The 24,282-nt window shown below is 55.9% G+C and carries 25 protein-coding genes; 12 read left to right on the top strand and 13 right to left on the bottom strand.

Annotated features, from left to right (window positions below; genetic code table 11):
• From yihX to nadS, 6 genes are all read left to right on the top strand, one after another.
• Entirely contained in the window at nucleotides 1-600 is a 600-nt protein-coding gene (yihX, locus tag AC0LWE_RS20420; protein WP_015961052.1) for a glucose-1-phosphatase, read from the top strand.
• A complete protein-coding gene (locus tag AC0LWE_RS20415) occupies nucleotides 594-1,466 on the top strand; it encodes a virulence factor BrkB family protein (RefSeq protein WP_131487116.1) in 873 nt (290 codons plus the stop codon). The genes yihX and AC0LWE_RS20415 overlap by 7 nt, the downstream gene beginning before the upstream one ends.
• A complete protein-coding gene (gene dtd, locus AC0LWE_RS20410) occupies nucleotides 1,463-1,900 on the top strand; it encodes a D-aminoacyl-tRNA deacylase (protein WP_059180556.1) in 438 nt (145 codons plus the stop codon). Before AC0LWE_RS20415 ends, dtd begins: the two co-directional genes overlap by 4 nt.
• A 44-nt stretch (nucleotides 1,901-1,944) precedes the next feature.
• Entirely contained in the window at nucleotides 1,945-2,886 is a 942-nt protein-coding gene (gene fabY, locus AC0LWE_RS20405; RefSeq protein WP_041689564.1) for a fatty acid biosynthesis protein FabY, read from the top strand.
• 157 nt (nucleotides 2,887-3,043) lie between these two features.
• Nucleotides 3,044-3,355 (top strand): type II toxin-antitoxin system RelE/ParE family toxin, encoded by a 312-nt coding sequence (locus AC0LWE_RS20400; RefSeq protein WP_219347232.1) that lies wholly within the window; start codon nucleotides 3,044-3,046, stop codon nucleotides 3,353-3,355.
• Complete coding sequence (gene nadS, locus AC0LWE_RS20395; RefSeq protein WP_174343764.1) at nucleotides 3,356-3,646, top strand: NadS family protein; 291 nt, start codon at nucleotides 3,356-3,358, stop codon at nucleotides 3,644-3,646.
• A 42-nt stretch (nucleotides 3,647-3,688) separates the two neighbouring features.
• Here nadS and fdhE read toward each other — a convergent pair whose 3' ends face one another.
• The 4 genes from fdhE to fdnG are packed head-to-tail and all read right to left on the bottom strand — an operon-like array spanning nucleotide 3,689 to nucleotide 9,233.
• On the bottom strand, nucleotides 3,689-4,618 hold the full coding sequence (gene fdhE / locus AC0LWE_RS20390) for a formate dehydrogenase accessory protein FdhE (protein WP_234593281.1): 930 nt from the start codon (nucleotides 4,616-4,618) through the stop codon (nucleotides 3,689-3,691).
• Complete coding sequence (gene fdoI / locus AC0LWE_RS20385) at nucleotides 4,615-5,250, bottom strand: formate dehydrogenase cytochrome b556 subunit (protein ID WP_059180560.1); 636 nt, start codon at nucleotides 5,248-5,250, stop codon at nucleotides 4,615-4,617. Before fdoI ends, fdhE begins: the two co-directional genes overlap by 4 nt.
• The gene (gene fdxH, locus AC0LWE_RS20380) at nucleotides 5,247-6,170 is read right to left on the bottom strand and encodes a formate dehydrogenase subunit beta (RefSeq protein WP_219347234.1); all 924 of its coding nucleotides are present in this window, start codon (nucleotides 6,168-6,170) and stop codon (nucleotides 5,247-5,249) included. Before fdxH ends, fdoI begins: the two co-directional genes overlap by 4 nt.
• A 12-nt stretch (nucleotides 6,171-6,182) precedes the next feature.
• Nucleotides 6,183-9,233, bottom strand: a complete 3,051-nt coding sequence (fdnG, locus tag AC0LWE_RS20375) for a formate dehydrogenase-N subunit alpha (protein ID WP_138108107.1) — start codon at nucleotides 9,231-9,233, stop codon at nucleotides 6,183-6,185.
• A 434-nt stretch (nucleotides 9,234-9,667) separates the two neighbouring features.
• Between fdnG and fdhD the strand changes: the two genes are divergently transcribed.
• Both fdhD and AC0LWE_RS20365 read left to right on the top strand, forming a co-directional pair.
• Nucleotides 9,668-10,504 (top strand): formate dehydrogenase accessory sulfurtransferase FdhD, encoded by an 837-nt coding sequence (gene fdhD, locus AC0LWE_RS20370; RefSeq protein WP_059180562.1) that lies wholly within the window; start codon nucleotides 9,668-9,670, stop codon nucleotides 10,502-10,504.
• A gap of 112 nt (nucleotides 10,505-10,616) precedes the next feature.
• A complete protein-coding gene (locus AC0LWE_RS20365) occupies nucleotides 10,617-10,829 on the top strand; it encodes a YdgH/BhsA/McbA family protein (RefSeq protein WP_015961041.1) in 213 nt (70 codons plus the stop codon).
• Nucleotides 10,830-10,868: 39 nt separating this feature from the next.
• Here AC0LWE_RS20365 and AC0LWE_RS20360 read toward each other — a convergent pair whose 3' ends face one another.
• Nucleotides 10,869-11,192: an AzlD domain-containing protein gene (locus AC0LWE_RS20360; protein WP_131487120.1), complete on the bottom strand. Its 324-nt coding sequence runs from the start codon at nucleotides 11,190-11,192 to the stop codon at nucleotides 10,869-10,871.
• Complete coding sequence (locus tag AC0LWE_RS20355; RefSeq protein WP_219347236.1) at nucleotides 11,192-11,851, bottom strand: AzlC family ABC transporter permease; 660 nt, start codon at nucleotides 11,849-11,851, stop codon at nucleotides 11,192-11,194. The genes AC0LWE_RS20360 and AC0LWE_RS20355 overlap by 1 nt, the downstream gene beginning before the upstream one ends.
• Before the next feature lie 102 nt (nucleotides 11,852-11,953).
• Between AC0LWE_RS20355 and AC0LWE_RS20350 the strand changes: the two genes are divergently transcribed.
• The 4 genes from AC0LWE_RS20350 (at nucleotide 11,954) to AC0LWE_RS20335 (ending at nucleotide 17,054) form a co-directional block, all read left to right on the top strand.
• The gene (locus AC0LWE_RS20350; RefSeq protein ID WP_059180565.1) at nucleotides 11,954-12,502 is read left to right on the top strand and encodes a helix-turn-helix domain-containing protein; all 549 of its coding nucleotides are present in this window, start codon (nucleotides 11,954-11,956) and stop codon (nucleotides 12,500-12,502) included.
• 20 nt (nucleotides 12,503-12,522) lie between these two features.
• On the top strand, nucleotides 12,523-13,518 hold the full coding sequence (locus AC0LWE_RS20345; protein ID WP_204771899.1) for a LacI family DNA-binding transcriptional regulator: 996 nt from the start codon (nucleotides 12,523-12,525) through the stop codon (nucleotides 13,516-13,518).
• 102 nt (nucleotides 13,519-13,620) lie between these two features.
• On the top strand, nucleotides 13,621-15,744 hold the full coding sequence (locus tag AC0LWE_RS20340; RefSeq protein ID WP_234593286.1) for an alpha-galactosidase: 2,124 nt from the start codon (nucleotides 13,621-13,623) through the stop codon (nucleotides 15,742-15,744).
• Between the two features lie 44 nt (nucleotides 15,745-15,788).
• Nucleotides 15,789-17,054, top strand: a complete 1,266-nt coding sequence (locus AC0LWE_RS20335) for an MFS transporter (protein WP_219347238.1) — start codon at nucleotides 15,789-15,791, stop codon at nucleotides 17,052-17,054.
• 42 nt (nucleotides 17,055-17,096) lie between these two features.
• On the opposite strand, the gene rhaM is transcribed toward AC0LWE_RS20335, so the two are convergent.
• From rhaM to rhaD, 7 genes are all read right to left on the bottom strand, one after another.
• Nucleotides 17,097-17,411 (bottom strand): L-rhamnose mutarotase, encoded by a 315-nt coding sequence (rhaM, locus tag AC0LWE_RS20330; protein WP_174343751.1) that lies wholly within the window; start codon nucleotides 17,409-17,411, stop codon nucleotides 17,097-17,099.
• Nucleotides 17,408-18,556 carry a lactaldehyde reductase gene (gene fucO / locus AC0LWE_RS20325; RefSeq protein WP_219347239.1) on the bottom strand — a complete coding sequence of 383 codons (1,149 nt, stop codon included), beginning with the start codon at nucleotides 18,554-18,556 and terminating at the stop codon, nucleotides 17,408-17,410. Before fucO ends, rhaM begins: the two co-directional genes overlap by 4 nt.
• A gap of 64 nt (nucleotides 18,557-18,620) precedes the next feature.
• The gene (locus tag AC0LWE_RS20320) at nucleotides 18,621-19,625 is read right to left on the bottom strand and encodes an ABC transporter permease (RefSeq protein ID WP_202668675.1); all 1,005 of its coding nucleotides are present in this window, start codon (nucleotides 19,623-19,625) and stop codon (nucleotides 18,621-18,623) included.
• Entirely contained in the window at nucleotides 19,622-20,626 is a 1,005-nt protein-coding gene (locus tag AC0LWE_RS20315; RefSeq protein WP_059180572.1) for an ABC transporter permease, read from the bottom strand. Before AC0LWE_RS20315 ends, AC0LWE_RS20320 begins: the two co-directional genes overlap by 4 nt.
• Nucleotides 20,626-22,128, bottom strand: coding sequence for a sugar ABC transporter ATP-binding protein (locus AC0LWE_RS20310; protein ID WP_216980766.1), 1,503 nt, complete (start codon nucleotides 22,126-22,128; stop codon nucleotides 20,626-20,628). Before AC0LWE_RS20310 ends, AC0LWE_RS20315 begins: the two co-directional genes overlap by 1 nt.
• Before the next feature lie 101 nt (nucleotides 22,129-22,229).
• Entirely contained in the window at nucleotides 22,230-23,216 is a 987-nt protein-coding gene (gene rhaS, locus AC0LWE_RS20305) for a rhamnose ABC transporter substrate-binding protein (protein ID WP_059180574.1), read from the bottom strand.
• Between the two features lie 203 nt (nucleotides 23,217-23,419).
• Nucleotides 23,420-24,250, bottom strand: a complete 831-nt coding sequence (gene rhaD, locus AC0LWE_RS20300) for a rhamnulose-1-phosphate aldolase (protein WP_474266069.1) — start codon at nucleotides 24,248-24,250, stop codon at nucleotides 23,420-23,422.
• Nucleotides 24,251-24,282 lie beyond the last annotated feature (32 nt).

Raw genomic sequence — 24,282 nt, 5'->3', positions numbered from 1 at the left:
ATGCTTTATATCTTTGACTTAGGAAATGTCATCGTTGATATCGATTTCAATCGGGTGCTGGGGGCGTGGAGCGATTTCAGCCGTGTCCCGCTGGCGACGCTCAAGCAGAACTTCGCCATGGGCGAGGCGTTTCATCAGCATGAGCGCGGTGAAATCAGCGATGAGGCCTTCGCAGAAGCGATGTGCCATGAAATGGATTTGCCGCTGAGCTACGAACAATTTTCCCACGGCTGGCAGGCGGTCTTTGTGGCGATACGTCCGGACGTTGTCGACATCATGCACAAACTGCGTGAGCAGGGGCATCGCGTGGTGGTCCTGTCCAATACTAACCGTCTTCACACCACGTTCTGGCCGGAGGAATATCCGGAGATTCGCGCAGCAGCCGATAAAATTTACCTTTCTCAGGAGATGGGCATGCGTAAGCCGGAAGCGCGAATTTATCAGGCCGTCTTGCAGGCCGAAGGTTTCTCCGCCGCCGATGCGGTCTTTTTTGACGACAACGCCGATAATATAGAGGGAGCTAACCAGTTGGGTATCACCTCAATTCTGGTGACAGGAAAAGAGACGATACCGAACTATTTTGCGAAGCAGGTATGTTAAAAAACGTTCATCAAAAAGCCGAACATCACACCCGTCCGTTTCGGGCCTGGGTAAAACTGCTCTGGCAGCGCATTGATGAGGACAATATGACCACGCTGGCGGGCAACCTCGCGTATGTGTCACTGCTCTCATTGGTGCCGCTGGTGGCGGTGATTTTTGCGCTGTTCGCTGCATTTCCGATGTTTTCGGAAGTCAGCGTCCAGCTGAGACACTTTGTCTTCGCTAACTTTATGCCCGCTACGGGCGATGTTATTCAGCGCTATATCGAACAGTTTGTCGCCAACTCCAACAAGATGACGGCAGTCGGTGCCTGTGGGCTGATCGTCACGGCGCTGCTGCTGATGTATGCCATCGATAGCGCGCTCAATACCATCTGGCGCAGCAAAAAAGTGCGGCCAAAAGTGTACTCTTTTGCCGTCTACTGGATGATCCTCACGCTCGGGCCACTGCTGGCTGGGGCAAGTCTGGCCATCAGTTCTTATCTGCTGTCGCTGCGCTGGGCCAGCGAGCTCAACACGGTGATCGATAACGTGCTTCGGCTCTTTCCGTTAATCCTGTCGTGGCTCGCTTTCTGGCTACTGTACAGCGTAGTGCCGACCACGCGCGTGCCCAATCGCGATGCCATGGCGGGCGCGCTGGTCGCCGCGATTTTATTTGAGCTGGGCAAAAAAGGCTTCGCACTTTACATCACCACGTTCCCTTCCTATCAGCTGATCTATGGCGTGCTGGCCGTCGTGCCGATCCTGTTCGTCTGGGTCTACTGGACCTGGTGCATCGTCTTGCTTGGGGCGGAAATAACTGTCACTCTCGGGGAATACCGCAAACTCAAATTAGCCGCAGAACAAGAAGAAGCAGACCAACCATGATTGCATTGATTCAGCGCGTAACCCGTGCCAGCGTTACCGTGGAGGACGAGGTGACGGGTGAAATTGGCCCAGGACTTTTGGTGTTGTTAGGTGTCGAAAAGGATGACGACGAGCAAAAAGCCAACCGCTTGTGCGAGCGAGTGCTCGGCTATCGCATTTTCAGCGATGCAGACGGCAAGATGAATCTTAACGTCCAGCAGGCCGGTGGCAGCGTGCTGGTGGTGTCTCAATTTACGCTGGCGGCCGATACCGATCGCGGCATGCGCCCAGGATTTTCAAAAGGCGCCGCGCCCGATCGTGCAGAGGCGTTGTACGAATACTTTGTTGAGCGTTGTCGCCAACAGGAAATGAATACGCAAACCGGACGATTCGCTGCAGATATGCAGGTCTCGTTGGTGAACGATGGCCCCGTCACCTTCTGGCTGCAGGTATGAGCCAGCTGGCGGCCTGGCCGCGTGTAACAAGAGAGAGTACCGCTATGTATCATCTACGCGTACCGCAAACAGAAGAAGAGTTAGAGGTTTACTACCATTTCCGTTGGGAAATGCTGCGCAAACCGTTGCATCAGCCGAAAGGCTCAGAGCGTGATGCCTGGGATGCGATGGCGCACCATCAGATGGTGGTGGACGAAGAGGGGAATTTGGTTGCTGTCGGCCGCTTATACATCAACGCCGACTATGAAGCCTCCATCCGCTTTATGGCGGTGCATCCCTCCGTACAGGACAAAGGTCTGGGCACGCTGATGGCGATGACGCTGGAGTCCGTGGCCCGTCAGGAGGGCGTAAAGCGCGTCACCTGCAGTGCCCGCGAAGATGCGGTCGAGTTTTTCTCCAAGCTGGGATTCGTCAACGAAGGCGAAATTACCGCGCCGCAAACCACGCCGATTCGTCATTTCCTGATGATTAAACCGATCGCTTCACTCGATGATATTCTGCATCGCGGCGACTGGTGCGGTCAGCTTCAGCAGGCCTGGTATCAGCACATTCCGCTCAGCGAGAAAATGGGCGTACGCATCCAGCAATATACCGGCCAGAAATTCATTACCACCATGCCGGAAATTGGCAATCAAAATCCGCACCACACGCTGTTCGCCGGGAGTCTGTTCTCGCTGGCGACGCTGACGGGCTGGGGATTGATCTGGCTGATGCTGCGAGAACGCCACCTTGGCGGGACCATTATTCTTGCCGATGCGCATATCCGTTACAGCAGACCCATCAGCGGTAAACCGAGCGCTATTGCCGATTTAGGCTGCCTGAGCGGCGATCTGGACCGTCTGGCGCGTGGACGTAAAGCCCGCGTGCAGATGCAGGTAGAGCTGTTTGGCGACGAGACGTCGGGCGCTGTGTTCGAGGGAACCTATATTGTCCTGCCTGCAAAACCGTATGGTGCCTTTGAAGAGGGCGGCAACGAGGAAGAGTAAGCGGCGCGTTGCGCTTCTGGAAAGCGGCTCGCATAGATGAAACGCGGTCAGAGCAATAAGTAGCATTCTATGATGTATCCCCCTAACGTATTCAATGAGGGGTACGTCAATGACGTACATTAGGCATTTATTACCATAAGCCAATGGCGTATATTTAATGCTATTCACTGAAACGGAAATCTTCACGCAAGACGTCAAACTTCTTCTGGATGATGTCCAATATCACGAATTCCAGGTGTTCCTTGCCACACAACCCGACCATGGCGATGTGATCCCTAATACGGGGGGCCTACGTAAGATCCGTTGGCTTGCAGGAGGCAAAGGGAAGCGGGGTGGTGTGAGGGTGATTTATTATCACCGTATCCATAACAGTGAAATTAGATTGTTGCTGATTTACCGTAAAGGGATCAAAGATGACCTGTCAGCAAGTGAGAAAGCGGTTCTGAAAAAGCTTAATGAGGGGTGGTAAATGGATAAAATGTTATTTGAGCGTTTAACGCAAAGCATGGCTCAAATGAACGAGATTGCTGAGGGTCAACGTCAGCCATCTCGGACCTTTCAAATTGATGCGCTGAAAATCAAAGAGATTCGTCAGGCTTCCGGACTCTCGCAAAGCAAATTCGCCAATTTAATTTCTGTTAGCGTTGATACTCTGCGTAACTGGGAACAAGGGCGACGTTCACCCACCGGTCCTGCAAAGGCGCTGCTCCGTGCGATTGCCAACGATCCGCTGCATGTCATTCCTGCGCTTTCACATTAAATAAGCCCGGCTGCATATTCGCTAACCGGGCCCGTATGGAGACTACTCCCCTTCACCCGGGAACAGGAACGGGTTGATAGAGCTGCGGGCAAAGCCCTCTTGCTCCATATGCGCGTCCAGTACCAGCGTGGCGAGATCGTCCGCGACGGCTTCCACTTTCGGGTCTTTTTCCTGATAAAGAATCTTCAGATACGTCCCGCAATCACCGCAACTTTCCGCTTTAACGGCCGCGTTTTCGTTTTCCAGCGACCAGTAGTTCAGATCGCGGGTCTGCTCGCAGTTGCTGCATTTAATGCGCACCACGTGCCACTCGGTTTCACACAGGTTGCAGTGCAGATAGCGCAGGCCTTGCGTCGTGCCGATTTGCACCATGCTGGTGACCGGCATTGAGCCGCAGACCGGGCAGAACTGGCGGGCTTCGCCATACTCCGCGCGCGCTTTGCCCGGAATCAGGCTGGCCATTTGCGCCCAGTAGAGCGACAGCGCAGCCCAAATAAACGGTGCTTTATCACTGCTGACTAACGCGAAATCCGCAGCAAACAGCGCGCTCGCCATCTCTTCCAGTTCAAGCTCTGAGGCTTTTTCCAGATTCTCGATAACTGCCAGCGCTGGGCCGCTCATCTCGGGCTTCAGCTCAGCAATCAAAGAGTGCAGCAGCGTGTGCCAGTGCTTATCGCGCGGTAAAACGTGGATATCCAGCGGCGGCTTGCCCTGATCGTTCGCTTCTTTGATGCGCGCGGTCAGGTCGATTTGCAGCGGGTGATCGTACAGCACCACTTCCTGCGCGTGGGCGACCAGCGCGGCGAAGCGCAAGAAATCGCCAAGCGGATTGTTCTCTGCCAGCTCGCGCAGACGCTCTGCGCGGCGGTTGTAGAGGTTCTTGAGTCTGGGGAATAACAACGGCGGAATGTAATCCGCCGTGCGTTTCTCGCTCGAACCCAGCTCATCTTGCGGGATTATGCGAATGCTCATTCAGTTTTCTTTTCCGTTGTCTTTCGGACTTCTCGGTACCAGCGCGGGTGATGTTTCTTCGCCCAGGCACTGGTAACCCATCCTTCCACCATCGCGGTAATGGTGCCTTTGACCCAAAGGGCCGCGTAAATATGCACCATGATAACCACAATTAACGCTACTGCGGCAAATGAATGCAGCATCAGCGCAAATCGGATCACCGGGATTGAGAAAGCAGGCGCAAAGTACGGACGCCAGATGATCACACCGCTCACCAGCAGCAGAACCAGGAAAATAATCGCCGCCCAGAATACGCATTTCTGGCCGAAGTTATAACGCCCGGTGTCACCCACTTCCTCGTTGACGACGATCTTACGAATATTCTTCGCCCAAAAGATATCATCCCGATTGATTAGGTTATGGTGCCAGTAACGGAAAAACATGATGATGAACGACGCAAACATAATCACGCCGACAAACGGGTGCAGAATTCGCGCCAGCTGCGGGGTACCCATGATTTGCATCAGCCAGTTGAAGGATGGGAAGAAAAATCCCAGCCCGCTTATCGCCGCCAGCATGAAGCAGAAAGCGGTGACCCAGTGGTTGATACGTTCGGGCGCGGTGTAGCGCACGATGGTGTCACGTTTCCTCATTTGCGCTCCTCCTCATGATCGTCACGAGGCGTGTCTTTTTCCTCATGAAGATTGTCTTCTTCATCATCCGCACGGTTAGGACCGACACCGACATAGTGGAAGATACTGGCGGCAAACGTCGCCGCAAAGCCAACGGCGGCCAGCGGTTTCCAGATACCTTTCCAGAACTTCACGGTCGCGCTGATCTCCGGGTTCTCCGGCAGGCCGTGATACAGATTCGGCTTGTCGGCGTGGTGCAGTACATACATCACGTGCGTCCCGCCAACACCCGCCGGATCGTACAGACCTGCGTTGTCATATCCACGGGTTTTCAGCTCGGAGACGCGCTCGCCCGCCAGCGTTTTCATATCCTCTTTGGAGCCAAAGTGGATAGCGCCCGTCGGACAGGTTTTCACGCAGGCCGGCTCCTGGCCGACATTCACGCGGTCAACGCACAGCGTACATTTGTAGACGCGGTTGTCTTCCGGGTTCATGCGCGGGACGTCGAACGGACAGCCTGCGATGCAATAGCCGCAGCCAATGCACTGCTCGGACTGAAAATCGACGATGCCGTTGGCATACTGAATGATAGCCCCTTCCGACGGACACGCCTTCAGGCAGCCCGGATCGGCACAGTGCATACAGCCGTCTTTGCGGATCAGCCATTCCAGTTTGTCGTTCTGTTCCACTTCCGAAAAACGCATCACCGTCCAGGATTTAGCGGTCAAATCGGCGGGGTTATCGTACACCCCGACGTTATGTCCCACTTCGTCACGGATATCGTTCCACTCGGAACACGCCACCTGACAGGCCTTACAGCCGATACAGGTGGTGACGTCAATAAGCTTTGCCACTTCCTGCTGGTGGTCCCGCGCCTGAGGCGCGGGCGTGAAACCGTTAGTCGCGGAACGACGAATAATGTCTTGCGATTGATAAGCCATAAGTCGTCTTCCTTACACCTTTTCCACGTTCACGAGGAAAGCCTTAAACTCCGGCGTCTGCGTATTTGCATCACCGACAAACGGCGTCAGGGTGTTGGCAATAAAGCCTTTCTTCGCCACACCTTCGTAACCCCAGTGAATCGGAATACCAATGGTATCCACCTGCTGGCCGTGAACATTCAGCGTGCGAATACGTTTAGTCACCACCGCCTTGGCTTTGATATAGCCACGGTTAGACGAGACTTTCACCGTGTCGCCGTGCGCGATGCCGAGCTTATTCGCCAGCTTCTCACCGATCTCCACAAACTGTTCCGGCTGCGCGATGGCATTAAGCAGCGCGTGTTTGGTCCAGTAGTGGAAGTGCTCGGTCAGGCGGTAAGTGGTGCCGACATACGGGAATTTATCTTTTTTACCCAGCGCTTCCAGATCGCCTTTAAAGATACGGGCGGCCGGGTTAGAGATAACATTTGGGTGCAGCGGGTTAGTGCCCAGCGGCGTCTCAAACGGCTCGTAGTGTTCCGGGAACGGCCCTTCCGCCATCTTATCGATAGCAAACAGGCGGCCCATCCCTTCAGGCTGCATGATAAACGGCCCCACGTCGCTGCCCGGTGCGGCGGCGCTGTAGTCCGGAATATCGACGCCACCCCATTTCGCGCCATCCCATTTCAGGAGTTGACGTTTCGGGTCCCACGGATTGCCCTGCGGATCGGCGGATGCGCGGTTGTACAAAATTCGACGGTTCAGCGGCCACGCCCACGCCCAGCCCAGCGTATTGCCAAGACCTGACGGATCGGCGTTATCGCGGTTAGCCATCTGGTTGCCTTTCGGCGTCCAGCTACCGGCGAAGATCCAGCAACCGCTGGAGGTTGAGCCGTCATCGCGCAGGTGCGCAAAGGTGCTCAGCTGTTCACCTTTCTTCGCCAGCACGGTGCCGGTGGCCGGATCGATAATATCCGCCAATGCTTTACCGTTGCTCTCCATCGCCACTTCTTCTGGCGCTGGATTTTCTGGCGTCGAATAGTTCCAGGTCATGTTCAGAACCGGTTCCGGATTCGCGCCGCCTTCGGTCGCATACATCTTACGCAGGCGCATGAAGATACCGGCCAGGATCTCGCCGTCGTTCATGGCGATGCCCGGGGCGTCTGCGCCTTTCCAGTGCCACTGCAACCAGCGGCCGGAGTTGACGATCGAACCGTTCTCTTCGGCGAAGCAGGTCGATGGCAGACGGAACACTTCGGTCTGAATCTTTGACGGATCGACGTCGTTTGATTCGCCGTGGTTCTGCCAGAAAGTCGCGGTCTCTGTATTGAGCGGATCAATGGTGACCAGGAATTTCAGCTTCGACAGTGATTCCACCACCTTGTTTTTGTTCGGGAACGAGGCGACCGGGTTAAAGCCCTGGCATAGATAGCCGTTCACTTTGCCCTGGTGCATCATCTCGAAGTACTGCAGCACGTCGTACCCTTTGTCCCACTTCGGCAACCAGTCAAAGCCCCAGCTGTTCTCAGCCGTCGCTTTGTCGCCGTAAAAGGCCTTCATCATTGAGACGAAGAATTTCGGGTAGTTGCCCCAGTAGTTGACCTGGCCTTCCAGCAGCGGTTTCGGCGTGTTGGCAGTCAGATAGGTCTGGAGGTCGGTCTGCTTCTCGCTTGGCAGCGTCATATAGCCCGTCAGGCTTTGTGACAGCAGACCAAGGTCGGTGAGCCCCTGAATATTGGAGTGACCGCGCAGGGCGTTGACGCCGCCGCCTGCCATCCCCATGTTGCCGAGCAGCAGCTGAATCATCGCCATGGTGCGAATGTTCTGCGCCCCGACGGAGTGTTGCGTCCAGCCGAGCGCATACAGGAACGACGCCGTTTTGTCTTTGGCGCTGGTTTCCGCAATGTATTCGCACACTTTCAGGAAATCCGCTTTTGGCGTGCCGCAGATGTTTTCGACCACATCTGGCGTGTAACGGGAAACGTGCTCTTTAAGCAAATTCCATACACAGCGTGGATGCGTCAGCGTGGTGTCGCGTTTCGCAAAGCCGTTCTCGTCCAGCTCGTAGTTCCAGCTGGTTTTGTCGTACTTGCGTTTTTCGGCGTCGTAACCGCTGAACAAGCCATCTTCAAAGCCATAATCCTCACGCACGATCAGGCTGGCGTTGGTGTAGGCTTCGGCGTATTCACGGTTATATTTTTCGTTGGTGAGCAGATACAGCAAAACGCCCGACAGGAAAGTAATGTCAGTACCCGATCGAATAGGGGTGTAGAAATCCGCCACTGACGCAGTTCGCGTGAAGCGGGGATCGATCACAATCAGTTTCGCGCCATTATGGATTTTGGCTTCCATCGCCCAGCGGAATCCCACCGGATGCGCTTCTGCCGCGTTCCCACCCATCACGACGATGAGGTTGGCGTTTTTGATGTCGACCCAGTGGTTGGTCATCGCACCGCGACCAAATGTTGGAGCAAGACTTGCTACCGTTGGTCCGTGTCAGACACGCGCCTGGTTGTCGACCGCGAGCATACCGAGTGCACGCGTGAATTTCTGGGTTAAATAGCCGGTTTCGTTGCTGGACGCCGAGGCACACAGCATCCCGGTGGAGAGCCAGCGGTTGACCGTTACGCCGTCCGCGTTCTGCGGCATAAAGTTGGCGTCGCGATCTTCTTTCATCAGCTTAGCGATGCGGTCAAATGCGTCGTCCCAGGTGATTTGCTGCCACTTATCAGAGCCAGGTGCGCGGTACTCGGGGAATTTGAGGCGGCTTTCTGAGTGGATGAAATCCACCAGACCTGCGCCTTTCGGACACAGCGCGCCACGGTTGACCGGATGGTCCGGGTCACCTTCGATATGGAAAATAGATGCTTTAGCGTTTTTCGCGCCGTCGCCGAGGCTATACATTAACAGCCCGCAACCGACAGAGCAGTAAGTGCAGGTATTACGGGTTTCACGGGTACGCAGCAGTTTGTACTGCCGTGTTTCCGCGAGCGCGACGCCTGGGGCAAAGCCCAGCGCGGCTACCGTCGTGCCTGCCATACCGCCAGCGCAGATCTTAAAGAACTGCCTTCTGCTGACCTGCATGGGTCACTCCTTGTTTCGACATTGCCACCCTTCATTCCTCGGACAGCGGGCGTTTAACCCGTTATGCGAGTTATTTAGGGGCATTATTGTTTTACTTTATGGATGAGAAATAACCACAAAGGTGAAAAATTGATTTATTCCCCCATTTGCACGAGGGATATGTTGAGAATACCACAATGTCGGTAAGCCTGTTCCCGCCGTGTTAAAACAAAGTGAGCGTATTATCACTGTGGCGATTATAAAGTGTGACACTAATCACATTTTACTTAGGGGTTGTTACGATTTTGTATCGGTGTCAACGTTGTGCCTCTCCAGAAGGAGTAGGTAAACTTGAAGGGTATGGGAGCCGAAAAGTTGATCCATACTATGCGCGAGGCCTGCGGTTTATGATGCAATAGCAGGTCTCACCTACGTGGTTGCTCAGGAATACCGTTGTGTCAAAACAGAATCGTGATGCCCAATTGTCTACACTGCCTGTGGGCGTGGTGGAACATTCGGTACACAGACCCCCTCACATTACCCATTCCGTCCCTGATTTTCTGGCGGAGGAGGTGCCCGTTGCGCTGGTTTACAACGGAATTTCCCATGTCGTGATGATGGCCTCGCCTAAAGATCTCCAGCTGTTTGCCATCGGCTTTTCGCTATCTGAAGGCATTATCGAGCAGCCTCAGGAAATTTACGGCATGGATGTTGTCAACGTCTGCAACGGTCTCGAAGTACAAATCGAGCTGTCCAGCCGCCGCTTTATGGGGCTCAAAGAGCGTCGTCGCGCGCTGGCTGGCCGCACGGGCTGCGGCGTATGCGGTGTCGAGCAACTCAACGATATCGGCAAGCCCATTACCCCGCTGCCGTTCACCCAGACGTTCAATCTCCGGCAGCTCGATCATGCTCTGGAGCATCTCAACGATGTTCAGCCCATTGGTCAACTGAGTGGCTGCACGCATGCCGCCGCCTGGGTTTTACCGTCGGGTGAAATTGCAGGCGGACACGAAGATGTAGGACGTCACGTCGCGCTGGATAAACTGCTGGGCCGTCGTGCGGGTGAACGTGACGCGTGGCAGCAGGGTGCTGTTCTGGTGTCCAGCCGGGCAAGTTATGAGATGGTGCAAAAAGCCGCGATGTGTGGCGTTGAAATTCTGTTCGCGGTATCCGCGGCGACGACGCTGGCGGTCGAGGTAGCGCAGCGCTGCAATCTGACGCTGGTGGGCTTTTGTAAACCGGGGCGCGTGACGATTTATACGCATCCTGAGCGCTTGATTATTGATCAGTAAATTTGAAAGACTTTAGCAAATCCTTCCGCTTTTAGTTATCGGTGATGAGGCCTATTATTATCACATCAAGGCACAACGCCTTATCTAAACAACTTGCTGAAGGATTTATATCATGAAAAACATCAAAACTTTTGTTGCAGTAATCGCACTGGCTACTTCTTTCGGTTCATTTGCTGCTCAGTCAGTGACCGCGACCGCAACCACCATTGACGGTGCAGAAGCGAAAATTGCTGCTCAGGCACAAGAAGCGGGCGCGTCATCTTATAAAATTACTCAGGCATTCACCGGTAACCAGGTTCACATGACCGCTGAACTGACTAAATAAGCGAATCACCTGTCGAAAGAGCGCCCCTGGGGCGCTTTTTTAGTTTATGCCTGCCACGCGCATCAGCGCGGTGACCACCGCCGCCGCAAAAATCACCACGATCAGCGGCATTTTCCGCCACGCCAAAAACACTGCAAACGCCACACCTGTCACCCGCGCCATTCCGGCAAAATGTTCGCCTTCGTAGAAGGTGGTTGCCAGCGCCACGGAAAATAACAGCACCGTTGCGGCATCGGAAAGCAGCGCCTGAGAACGCTCAGAAAGCGCTAAACGATTCCCCAGCTTCGCGCCGCCGAGGCGCATCAGGTACGTTCCCGCCGATAAAATGGCGATGCCGAGGATGAAAACCGTCATATTGCCCATTATTTCTTCCTCGCGGCGAGGCCCAGTAACGAGAGCAACACCGGCAAACCGACGGGTGCAAACGGCACCGCCGCCAGCGACAGCGCCGCACCGCTAAAGGCGCGGATAAGCGTGGTGCGGTTCTTAAACGCGGGCACCACCAAAGCCAATAAAATGGCCGGGAAAACGGCGTCCAGGCCGATGGTCTCCGGCGCAGGCAATAATTTTCCCACCCCTGCGCCCAGCAGCGTGCCGAGCGGCCAGATGATGGCGACGCCCAAACCGCACAGCCAATAGGCTGCTTTACGCTGCTCCGGCGTTTTTTGCGACAGACCAAATACCACGCTTTCATCATTCATAATGTGGCAGCCTAAAAAGCTCGCGCCGCGCTTGCCGACCAGATCGCGCACTGTCACGCCAAACGGGACATGACGCGCATTAACCAGCAACCCTGCGGCGGCGGCGGCAAGCGGATTTCCGCCGCTGGCGACAATACCGATAAACATAAATTCCGATGCACCCGCCAGCACGGTGAGTGAAAGGAGAAACGGCACCCATATCGGGAAACCATATGCCATCGCCAGCGAACCGTAGGACACCCCAACGACGCCCACGGCCAGGCACACCAGGACGATTGCTTTTATCGTGTCGCCTTTCAGGCAGGAGAAATAATGCTTCATACAATTTTAGCCATATCGAACGAGTTTCCATTATAATGAACGCATCAATATTGTTTTACAAGATGAACGATTCGTTCGATTTATAGAACAGAGGCCCTTTTTATGACGCAGCCAATTAGCGTTATCGCCAAAAGTCTGGTGCGAGAGCGTACGCGGACCGGGCTTTCACTGGCGGAAATCGCGCGTCGTGCCGGGATCGCGAAATCTACGCTTTCTCAGCTAGAGTCCGGCAACGGCAATCCGAGTCTGGAAACATTATGGTCGCTTTGTGTCGCACTCGACATTCCGTTTGCCCGTTTACTGGAGCCGCAGCAGCCCACCACGCAGGTAATTCGCCGTGGCGAAGGGACAAAAGTGACCGCCGAGCACGCAAATTATCAGGCGATTTTGTTGGCCGCATGCCCGCCAGGCGCTCGTCGCGATGTGTATATGCTGATGGCTCAGCCGGGTGCGGATCGCGTTTCGCAGCCACATCCGCCGGGGTCAGTGGAACACATTATTGTGACACAAGGCCGGGCGTTGGTTGGCCTGACGGAAGCGCCTGAAGAGCTGGGCGAAGGGGACTATATTTGCTATCCCGCAGACCAGCCGCATATCTTCAAAGCCCTTGAGCGAGATACGTACGCGCTTATGGTGGCGGAACAAAACTAAACAGCAGGACACGGAAAATCATGTCGCTTAAAGCCATTGCCAAAGAACTGGGGCTGTCCGTTACCACCGTCAGTCGCGCCCTCAACGGATATGATGACGTGTCCAGCGAAACGCGCGCGCGCGTTGAAGCCGAAGCCCAGCGCCGTGGCTATCGCCCGAATACGTTTGCCCGTCGCCTGAAAATGGGCAAAATCGACGCTGTTGGGCTGGTGTTTCCGGTGCATCCGGTTCCGCTCAATAACAGCGTGTTTATGGATATGGTCGGCGAAATTAGCCACGAACTGGCGCGACATGAGATCGATTTGCTGCTGATCGCGGACGACGATTTGGCCGACAAACACAGCTATATGCGCATGGTACAAAGCCGGCGCGTGGATGCGTTGATTGTGGCGCATACGCTCGATCACGATCCGCGTCTTGAACAGCTTCAGGCGGCGGGATTCCCTTTCCTGGCGCTGGGTCGCAGTCAGTTGCCGCAGCCTTACGCCTGGTTTGATTTTGACAACTACGCCGGGACGTATAACGCCACACGCTGGTTGATTGCAAAAGGTCATCAGCGTATTGCGCTGCTGGGTGAAAGCAATAATCAGGCGTTCATAACCCAGCGTCGACAGGGTTATCTCGATGCACTGCGTGAAGCCGGACTGTCCAGCGAATGGCTGCGCGCTATGCCGCCATCTCGTCGCGCAGGGTATAACACCACGCAGGCGCTGCTCGCGCTCGCACAACCGCCGAGCGCCATTATCACCGATTGCAACACCCACGGTGACGGGGCCGCCATGGCGCTGGCGCAAGCCGGACGTTTAAGCGGTGAACACGCGGTGGCGCTGATCGTGTACGACGGGCTGCCGCAGGACAGCATTGTTGAGACCGACGTGGCGGCGGTGATTCAGTCCACCCGGCAGGGCGTGGGCAAACAAATTGCTGACATGGTGCGCCAGCTGATTGGCGGCGATGACCTCTCTCAACTTCAGGTGCTGTGGCAACCTGAATTCTCGCCAGGCGAAACCGCCTAAACGCGTTAAAATCATAAACCGATCACAAATCCGAAACGTTTAGGTTGGTATCCGAAACGTTTCGGATCAACACTCAGGACATCTGATGACAGGAGATGTCCGATGCACGATTTCATTTTACGACTCGAAAGCCATTCGGTTGACGTGGTGATAAAAACGCACCCGTTCGCCGAAATTCTTTACTGGGGGCCGCATCTTCGCCACTTTTCTCCGCAAGATGTTCAAAGCCTTTCCCGCCCGATTGCCAACGGCCGACTGGATGTTGATATCCCGCTGACGCTGATGGCAGAGCTGGGCCACGGATTGTTTGGCGCGCCCGGCATTGAAGGCCATCGTCAGGGACTCGACGGTTCACCGATATTCAAAACGATTGCTGTGGCGCAGGAAGGACAACATCTTTCCATCACCGCCGAAGATGACAATGCAGGGTTACGTCTGACCAGTGAAATTGCCCTCGATGAGAGCGGTGTGCTGGTGGTGCGTCACGGCCTGACGAATTTACGCGCACAGCCGTGGCAGGTCGACAGGCTCGCCGTCACGCTGCCAATCGCCGAGCGCGCCCAGGAAGTGATGGCCTTTCATGGCCGCTGGATCCGCGAGTTTCAGCCGCATCGCGTCACGCTTGAGCACGACAGCTTTGTGATTGAAAGCCGTCGCGGGCGCTCTTCTCATGAACATTTCCCGGCCCTGATGACCGGCACGCCATCGTTTAACGAAATGCATGGCGACGTGTGGGGCGTACATTTGGGATGGAGCGGCAACCACCGCCTGCGTGCCGAAGCCAAAACAGACGGTCGCCGTTATCTGCAGGCTGAGGCGCTCTATCTGCCAGGCGAAATGGCGGTGGAAGAGGGTGAAACGCTGTGGACGCCACGCCTCTACGCCAGCTATTCCGCCCACGGGCTGAACGGCATGAGTCAGCAGTTCCACCGCTATCTGCGTGAAAATATCATTCGCTTCCCGGAAAACAAACCGCGGCCGGTGCATCTCAATACCTGGGAAGGGATCTACTTCGACCACGATCCGCACTACATCATGCGAATGGCGGACGAAGCCGCTGGGCTCGGCGTGGAGCGTTTTATCATCGACGACGGCTGGTTTAAGGGGCGCAATAACGACCACGGCGCGCTGGGTGACTGGTATCTTGATGAGAAAAAATATCCTGACGGCTTAACGCCGGTGATTAACCACGTCAAAAATCTTGGCATGGAGTTCGGGATTTGGGTCGAACCCGAGATGATCAGCCCTGATTCCGATTTGTATCGCGCTCACCCCGACTGGGTGCTGGCTCTGCCGGGCTACACGCAGTCCACTGGACGCCATCAGTGGGTGCTCAATCTGAACATTCCTGAAGCCTTTGATTATTTACTCGAGCGCCTGAGCTGGCTGCTCGGTGAACACGCGATTGATTACGTAAAATGGGACATGAACCGCGAGCTGGTGCAGCCAGGCCATAACGGTAAAGCTGCCGCCGACGCGCAAACCCGCCAGTTCTACCGTCTGCTGGATATATTGGGTGAACGCTTCCCGCAGGTTGAATTTGAATCCTGCTCGTCGGGCGGTGGGCGTATCGATTACGAAGTGCTGACCCGTTGTCACCGTTTTTGGGCGTCGGACAACAATGATGCGCTGGAGCGCAACACCATCCAGCGCGGTATGAGCTATTTCTTCCCGCCGGAGGTGATGGGCGCGCATATCGGTCATCATAAATGCCACGCCACATTCCGCCAGCACAGTATCGCCTTCCGGGGCCTGACCGCGCTGTTTGGTCATATGGGACTGGAGTTGGATCCGCTGAGTGTGGACGAGCACGAGCGAGACGGTTATCGCCACTACGCCGCGCTGCACAAACAGTGGCGTGAGGTGATTCATCATGGCACGCAGTGGCGCGTGGATATGCCGGATGCCAGCACGCTGGCGCACGGTATCGTGAGTGGCGACAAAGGGCAGGGGCTGTTTATTGTCAGCCAGTTGGCGATGCCAGATTACACGCTGATGATGCCGCTGCGCATGCCGGGGCTGGAGGCGAGCGCACAGTACCGCATCACGCTGCTCGATCATCCGAATATTTGTCTGACGGGCGAGGGCGGGCACACCATGCGCAAGCTCCCGGCGTGGATGGAAGAGCCGCAAATGGTGAGCGGCGAATGGTTGATGCAGGCAGGCATTGCGCTGCCGATTCTGGATCCGGAAACCGCCATTCTGATTGGCGTTGAACGCGTGTAAAGGTGACGGGCCGGGTAGCCGGCCCTCAGTTGAGGATAAAAATAATGAACACGACTGCCTGTACCCACAAAGACAACCCTAATTTCTGGATTTTCGGGGCGTTCTTCTTTCTCTACTTCTTTATCATGGCCACCTGTTTTCCGTTCCTGCCGATCTGGCTGTCGGATGTCATCGGCCTCAACAAAACCCATACCGGGATTGTTTTCTCCTGTATTTCGCTTTCTGCGATCGCCTTCCAGCCAGTGCTGGGCGTGATTTCTGACAAACTGGGGCTGAAAAAACATCTGCTATGGATAATCGCGGTACTGCTGTTTTTGTTCGCCCCGTTTTTCCTGTACGTCTTCGCGCCGCTGTTAAAAACCAGTATCTGGCTTGGGGCGCTAAGCGGCGGGCTGTATATCGGCTTTGTCTTCTCGGCGGGGTCGGGTGCCATTGAGGCCTACATCGAACGCGTCAGCCGCAACAGCTTCTTCGAATATGGCAAAGCGCGCATGTTCGGTTGTCTGGGCTGGGGACTTTGCGCCTCAACGGGTGGCGTGCTGTTCAGCATCGATCCGTCGCTGGTGTTCTGGATGGGGTCCGGGGCGGCGTTGCTGCTTATGCTGCTGTTAGTCGTCGCCAGGCCTAAGCCAAACCAGACGGCGGAAGTGATGAACGCGCTCGGCGCAAACCAACCGCAAATCACCGCTAAAACCGTCATGACCCTGTTCCGCCAGCGCAAAATGTGGATGTTTATTTTGTACGTGATTGGCGTGGCGTGCGTCTACGACGTGTTCGATCAGCAGTTTGCCACCTTCTTTAAATCATTCTTCGCCACCCCAGAAGAAGGCACGCGAGCCTTCGGATTTGCGACGACGGCAGGGGAAATTTGTAACGCGATTATCATGTTCTGCTCGCCGTGGATCATTAACCGCATTGGTGCAAAAAATACGCTGCTGATTGCCGGACTGATCATGGCGACGCGCATTATCGGCTCATCGTTCGCCACCACGGTGGTAGAAGTGATCGCCCTGAAAATGCTGCATGCGCTGGAAGTGCCGTTCCTGCTGGTGGGCGCGTTCAAATACATTACCGGCGTGTTTGATACCCGACTGTCTGCGACGATCTATCTGATTGGTTTCAATTTTGCCAAACAGTCGGCGGCGATTTTCCTCTCCGCCTTTGCCGGAAATATGTATGACCGGATCGGCTTCCAGGACACCTACCTGATGCTGGGCTGTATTGTGCTGACGATAACGGTGATTTCGGCATTTACGCTGAGTAGCAAACAGCAGATTGCCGCAAGAGGGAACACGGTGCAGGCCAGTTAAAAACAAGGCGCTGCCGCGAGTTCAGGCGGCAGCGCAAAAAGCTTACTCCAGGTAAAACACGCTTTTCAGCTCTGCACTTACCGGGCTGTTGTCCGGATTCGAGGGCATGACGTCACGCATGTGCTTCCACCAGCGCTGGCAAACGTCGGTTTGTGCCACCGCATTCCAGCGCTCTTCCGATTCAATCTCGACGGTCGCAAACAGCAAATTGCGGGCTTTATCCAGATAAATGGCGTAATGGTGCGCACCGTGGTCTTTCAGGACCGATTCCAGTTCTGGCCAGATCGGCGTGTGGCGGCGTTCATATTCGTCGTGTGAATCTGGGTTCACCTGCATCACAAAAGCTTTGCGGATCATAATGCCTCCAGATACAGCTCGCGTACTTCGTCGCGGCTGGCGGTACGCGGGTTGCACGGTGCGCAGGGGTCAGCCAGCGCTTTGTCCAGCCAGCCTTCGATATCCGCTTTGGTTACGCCGAGTTGGCTAAAGCCCGATGGAATGCCGACGCGCGTGCTCAGATCGCGAATGGCCTGAATCGCTGACATGCTTGCCGCGTCGTCGCTCATTCCCCGCGTCTCAACGCCCATCGCCTGTGCCACGCGGGCAAAACGTGCGACCGCATTGGGACGGTTAAAGTTTTCGATGATCGGCAGCAGGATGGCGTTGCACACGCCGTGCGGCAGGTTGTGCGTCGCGCCGGGTTGATGGGCAAGGGCATGCACCAGCCCCAGACCGGCGCTGTTAAACGCCATACCCGCCAGATACTGACCAAAGGCCATCTGCTCACGGGCTTGCAGATTATGCCCGTCATCGACCGCTTTCGGCAGCCACAGCGCGATCAGGCGAATGGCTTCCAGCGCGTTGGCGTCGGTCAGCGGGTGCGCACCAACAGACACATAAGCTTCGATGGCGTGCGTCAGCGCATCCATCCCCGTTGCCGCAGTGACGGAAGCGGGAATATCGAGCATCACGCTGGCGTCATCCACGGCGATATCCGGGATAATGTTCGAATCAATAATGACTTCTTTCACCTGGCGCACGGTATCGATAATCACCGCGTTGCTGGTCATTTCTGCCGCCGTACCCGCCGTGGTATTGATCGCCACCAGCGGTACGCCTGCATTTTTGACTTTCCCAACGCCAGAATAGGCGGTGGAGGGGCCAGGATTCGCCGTCAGGATTTTAATCGCCTTTGCGGTATCAATCGGACTGCCGCCGCCGAAGGCAATCAGGTAATCGCAATTCGCATCCTGATACGCTGCAAACCCTTTCTGCACCAGCGCTTCGGTGGGATTTGGAAACACGTCATCGAACAGATGATAGGACATCTGGTGGGCGTCCAGCGCCGTAAACAGGCTGTCGAGCAGGCCCATTTTCACCAGCTGTCCGTCAGTAACAATCAGCGCTTTACCCCACTGTTTGTTTGCCACCAGATTGACCATATCGCCGATTGCGCCCGCGCCGTGCAGGCTGATTTTGGGAAGCGCCAACATAAAGCTCATGATAATTCTCCTTAACATTGATTTTGGGAAATCCTGTTCCCCTCGCCCCTAGGGATGAGGGGACTCAAATCCGTCTTCGCTGCATCATCCGGCGAGTGATAATCGGCAGGGAGATCACCACAATCAGCATCGCACCGATAATCACCGACATCACAATGCCGGGCACATTCAGCAGGCTCAGGCCAAAGGTGACCAGTCCCATCAGGAAGGCGGCGATAATCACGCCCACCATGCTGCCGGACCCGCCGAGAATATTGACGCCGCCGAGCACCGCCATCGTGACGACCGCCAGCTCCCAGCCCATCGCAATCGTCGGGCGCGTGCTGCCTAAACGCGAGGTGAGCAATACCGACGCCAGCCCGGACATCAGCCCCACCAGCGCAAACAGCAGTAAGTTGTGACGTTTCACGTTGATGCCGGAATACCACGCCCCGGTTGGATTATTGCCAATGGCGTAGGTGCGGCGACCAAAGTTGGTGCGATGCAACACGAAGGCAAACACCGCCGCCAGCACGATGAACAGCGCAAATTCGAATGACAGCGCGCCCCATACGTAGCCTTGACCCAGCCAGGCGAAGCTTTCGGGATAGCTGTTCAGCGCCTGATCGCCGAGCAAAATGTAGGTAATGCCGCGATACAGACTCATGGTGCCGATAGTGATAACAATTGACGACAGGTTAAAGCGGGTCACCAGCAGGCCGTTGAACAATCCGCACAGCAGCCCAACGCCTAATCCCACACAAACCAGCAGCGGTGTATCCACCCCCGCCGCCGCGCAAAAGCCCATCACCGTGGAGCTCAGCGCGATGGTCGACGCCACCGACAGATCGATTTCGCGGGCGATAATCAGCATCGCCATCGGCAGCACGATGATCGCTTTTTCGGTGAAGTTAAACGTCGCGTCCGACAGATTCCAGATATCGAGGAAATAGGGCGAGGCGAACGCATTGACCACAAACACTGCCAGAGTCACCGCCAGCAAAAATCCTTCCCAGCACAGCAGACGCTGGAAAATCCCCGGGGGCACAGTCGTAGTGTTGATCTCTTCTGACGTCATTATTTTGCTCATGAGTTCACCGCCTGTTTCTGACGTGCCAGCGCCGCATCGCGCAAGATCAGCCGTCCTTTGCGTTTATTGCCGCGTTCGTTGAGCAGCACCGCAATCACAATCACCGTGCCGGAAATCGCCATTTGCCAGAACGGCGAAACGCCAATCACCGGTAGCGCGTTATTGATAATGCCGAGGAACAGCGCGCCGAACAGGCAGCCGAGCACACGTCCGGTGCCGCCCATGGTGCTGATGCCGCCAATCACGCACGCCGCCACAACCTGCAGCTCAAACCCGTTTGCCACATCGACGTAAGCCACCGCGAAGCGCGAGATCCACAGATAGCCGCAGAATCCGGCCAGCGCGCCCGACAGGCAGAAGCTGACGAACTGCATTTTCCCGGCGTTAATCCCAGTGTAATACGCCGCCGTCGCGTTGCCGCCCGCAGTGTAAAGGGCGCGTCCGGTGCGGCTGTAGCGCAGGAAATAACCCACTAACAGCAGCGCGGCAACCGCACACCAGCTCAGCACGGGCAGACCTAAAATCGCTGTGCGCGGCAGGGCGAGAAAATCCGCGCCCATCTGGTTGGAGTTCACCCAGCCGCCGCCGGAGAGCAAAAAGATAATTCCGCGGTAAATGCTCATGGTGCCGAGCGTCACCACAATCGCCGGGATGCCGAGCTTCCACACCAGCAGGCCGTTGATCGCGCCCATCAACAACCCAAGCCCGGTGGCCAGAATCAGCAGCGTCCAGACGGGAACAGCCGGATAATGGAAATTAATCAGCGCGACAATCATCCCGGTCAGTGCCAGGTTTGCCGCCATCGACAGGTCGATGCCTTTGGTCAGCAGCACCATCATCTGACCGAGCGCGAGAATGATCAGAATGGCGGTGTCGTTGAACATCTCCACCAGATTGCCCGGCGCGATAAATGACGGCACGCGGCTACCGATGGCGAGAATCATCAGCACGATCACGGCACCCAACAGCGCCTCACGGTGCTTCAGCAGTTGCTTTATCATTACGCCGCCTCCTGTTTTGCACCGCTGGCCGCGCTGACGATGGTTTCCGCCGTTGCGCCGCCCGCCTGATATTCCGCCACCATCAACCCCTCGTGCATCACGATAATACGGTCAGCCATGCCCATCACTTCCGGCAGCTCCGACGACACCATGATCACCGCCAGCCCCTGTCCAACCAGCTCGGACATAAACTGATGCACTGCCGCTTTTGAGCCAATATCGATGCCTTTTGTCGGCTCATCGAGGATTATCACGTCAGGATGCGTCGCCAGCCATTTGCCGATCACCACTTTTTGCTGATTGCCGCCGGAGAGCGTTTCGACAGGCTGTTTCCAGCTAAAGGCCTTCACCTGCAGACGCGTCGCGTATTCATCCGCCAACGCCCATTCGCGGCGGTCATTTAACACGCCGTTGGGATTGAGCTTGCCGAGCTGCGGCAGGCTGATGTTTTGCGCAATCGGCAGGGCAATAATCGCCCCCTGTTTTTGCCGCTCCTCCGGCACGCAGACAATCCCTGCTTTGATGGCGTCGGACGGCTGGCGGAACTGTTGCGCTTTGCCGTTCAGCACGATTTTCCCGGAGGACGGGCGCGTAACGCCAGACAGCGCCTGCATCAGCTCGGTACGTCCTGCACCGACCAGGCCGTAAAAGCCGAGGATTTCACCTTTGCGCAGTGAGAAAGAAATATGCGCGAATTCAGTCGGATGGCAGAGATCGTTGACCTCCAGCACCGTCTCGCCTTTTTCGCACTCCACTTTTGGGAAGGTTTGGGTAATGGCACGGCCCACCATCATTGAGACCATGCGCTCTTCAGTGATGTCATTCATCGCGCCCGCACCGACAAACACGCCGTCGCGCAAAATGGTGTAGTGATCCGCCAGCTCGAAAATCTCGTCGAATTTGTGCGAGATAAACAGAATGGCTTTGCCTTCCTGCTTTAAGCGCTCAACGATGTGATAGAACTCGAGGATTTCATGCTGAGACAATGCAGCGGTGGGCTCATCGAGGATAACCACCTGCGCCTCGAACGACAGCGCACGGGCGATAGCCACCATATGACGCTGGGCAATGCTCAGGGTTTTGAGCGTGGCGCGCGGGTCAATTTGCACCTCGAGCCGTGACAAAATCTCCTGCGCGCGACGATGCATTTCCGGCCAGTCGAGCTTTTTGAAAAAGCCTTTGTGCAGATACTGACCGACGAAAATATTTTCCGTCACCGACAGTTCATCGAAGAGCACGGTTTCCTGATGAATGGCGGTGATCCCGACTTTGTGCGCCGATTCCGGCGTCGGGAGCTGAATGGGGATCGCTTTGTAGAGGATTTCGCCCTCTTCGGGCTGGTAAATACCGGTCATCACTTTGACCAGCGTCGATTTGCCCGCGCCGTTTTCGCCGATAAGGGCGGTGACTTTGCCGGGCCAAAGCTCAAGCTGCACGTTCTCAAGAGCGCGCACGCCCGGGAAAATCTTGGTGATGCCGTTGAGTTGAAGCAATGGGGTCATGATAGTTCTCCAAAGTATCCCCGCTCCCTCAGGAGAGCGTTAGGATGAGGAGAAATACAGCCCTCACCCCGGTGCTCTCCCACAGGGAGCGGGAGAAAGGATCAGAAGATTTTCGAGAACTTATCAATATTGCTGGCATCGTAGACGAACGGCTCAGCCATCGCGCCGCTGCCGTCGGCATCAAGCTTCACTTTGCCCAGTTTGCCCATGCTGGCTTCGTCTTTGGTGGCGGTGCCTTTCACCAGATCGTCTGCCAGATAGGTGGCGGCGTAGCCGAGATCGATTGGGTTCCAGATAGCGAAACTTTTGCTCGCGCCGGATTTCACTGCGCCCGCCATTTCAGACGGCAAGCCCAGACCGGTGACGTACACTTTGCCGATTTTTCCCTGGTCTTTTACTGCCTGCGCGGCCGCGACAATGCCGACGGAGGACGGCGAGACAATCACTTTCAAATCAGGATAGGTTTTCAGCAGGCCAACCGCTTCGCGGTAGCTTTTGTCAGAGAGATCGTCGCCGTAGGCCACGGTCACCAGATTGACGGACGGGTACTTAGGCAGCACCTTTTTCATCTCGGCAATCCAGGTGTTCTGGTTAGTGGAGGTCGGCGTCGCGCTCAGTACCGCCACATCGCCTTTTTCCACGTTCAGAGCTTTCAATGCGTCTGCCGCCAGCTTGACGTTGGTTTCGCCGATCAGCGCATTATTAGACGGATTCAGGTGGATTTGCCGCCCGGCTTTCGCCACGCCAGAATCCCACGACACCACTTTAATGCCGCGCTGCATGGCTTTTTTGAGTACCGGAACCAGGGCATCCGGATCGTTAGCGGAAATGGCGATCGCATCCACGCCTTGTGCGATCAAGCCGTTTAACACTTCGATCTGCGCTTCGGCGGTGGTCGTTGTGGGGCCGGTGTAAATCACTTTCACATCACCCAACTCTTTGGCCGCCTCCTGTGCGCCGACGTTCGCGGCTTCGAAGAATCCATTCCCGAGGGATTTCGCCACCAGGGCGATTTTGACTTCTGCTAATGCGGAACCGGACAGCGCCAGAGCGGCAACGGTGAGGATTAAGCTTGTCTTTATTTTCATTGCTTTGACTCCACTTAGGGTGATTCCCGTCGTCTTTCACGTTGCAGGTGCGTTGGCTTTCTCGCTCACCCCAGCCACTTACTTTTGTAAGCGCCTGGGGGTTCACTGCGAAGCCGCCTTCCTGCACCGTGAAATCCATAGGGAATATGTGTAGGGATTGCAGGTGTTTTTCGCCCCGTCTCAGTGAGCGGGGCGCGATGTTGTTATTTGTACAGCGCTAACGCCGATTTCATCGGGTTCACGTCAAAGCGTTTGCCCAGTGCAATCAGTTCTTCCTGCGTAATGGTCTGTTTCATTCCGCCCATGGAATAGACTTTGACCAATACTTCGGCGGATTTCTCGGCGGTATCGATCAGGCCAAAGGCTTCATCCAGCGTCGGACCGCTGCCGAACACACCGTGGAACGGCCACAGAACCAGAGAATGTTTTTGCATCTCTTGCGCCGTCGCCTGGCCGATCTCGTCGGTACCCGGCACCATCCACGGCAAAATGCCCACGCCGTCCGGGAACACCACCAGACATTCGGTGCTGCCTTCCCACAGTTTGCGCGTGATGCACGCACTATCGTTTTCAAGCACATAAGTCAGTGCGATCAGGTTGGTGGCATGACAGTGCATGATCACGCGGTCTTTCCCATCGGTCGCTTTGATACGTTCGCAGTGGGAGAGGAAATGCGCCGGCAGCTCGGACGTCGGTACCGCGTCGTTCGTCAGCCCCCAAAGAATGTGATAGCCCGCGCCGTCGCTGTCCACTTTTACCACGCCTAAATTCGCGGTCGGATCGAGCTGCACGTTGCGGAAGAACTTACCGGATCCCGTGACGATAAACGCCGTATTGGCGAGCAGCGGCATCGGCTGACTCAGCGCGATATAGCGCGGCTTGTGGTGAAAATCCGCCTCGAACGGTGCGAGATCTGCATCGTCAAGACGCAGCGTCAGGTTGCCGCCGTTGCGCTCGTCCCAGCCTTTCAGCCAGGCGTCGGTGGTGGCTTTAATCATGCCCTGGACGAACCAGGCGTTGGTGATGGTCTGCATAGTTTCTCTTTCCTTCAACGTGCCGGGTGGCG

Source organism: Lelliottia sp. RD5, assembly GCF_056032945.1.
Note: the sequence above shows the minus strand (reverse complement) of the source record. Positions and strands in the feature narration are given on the sequence as shown.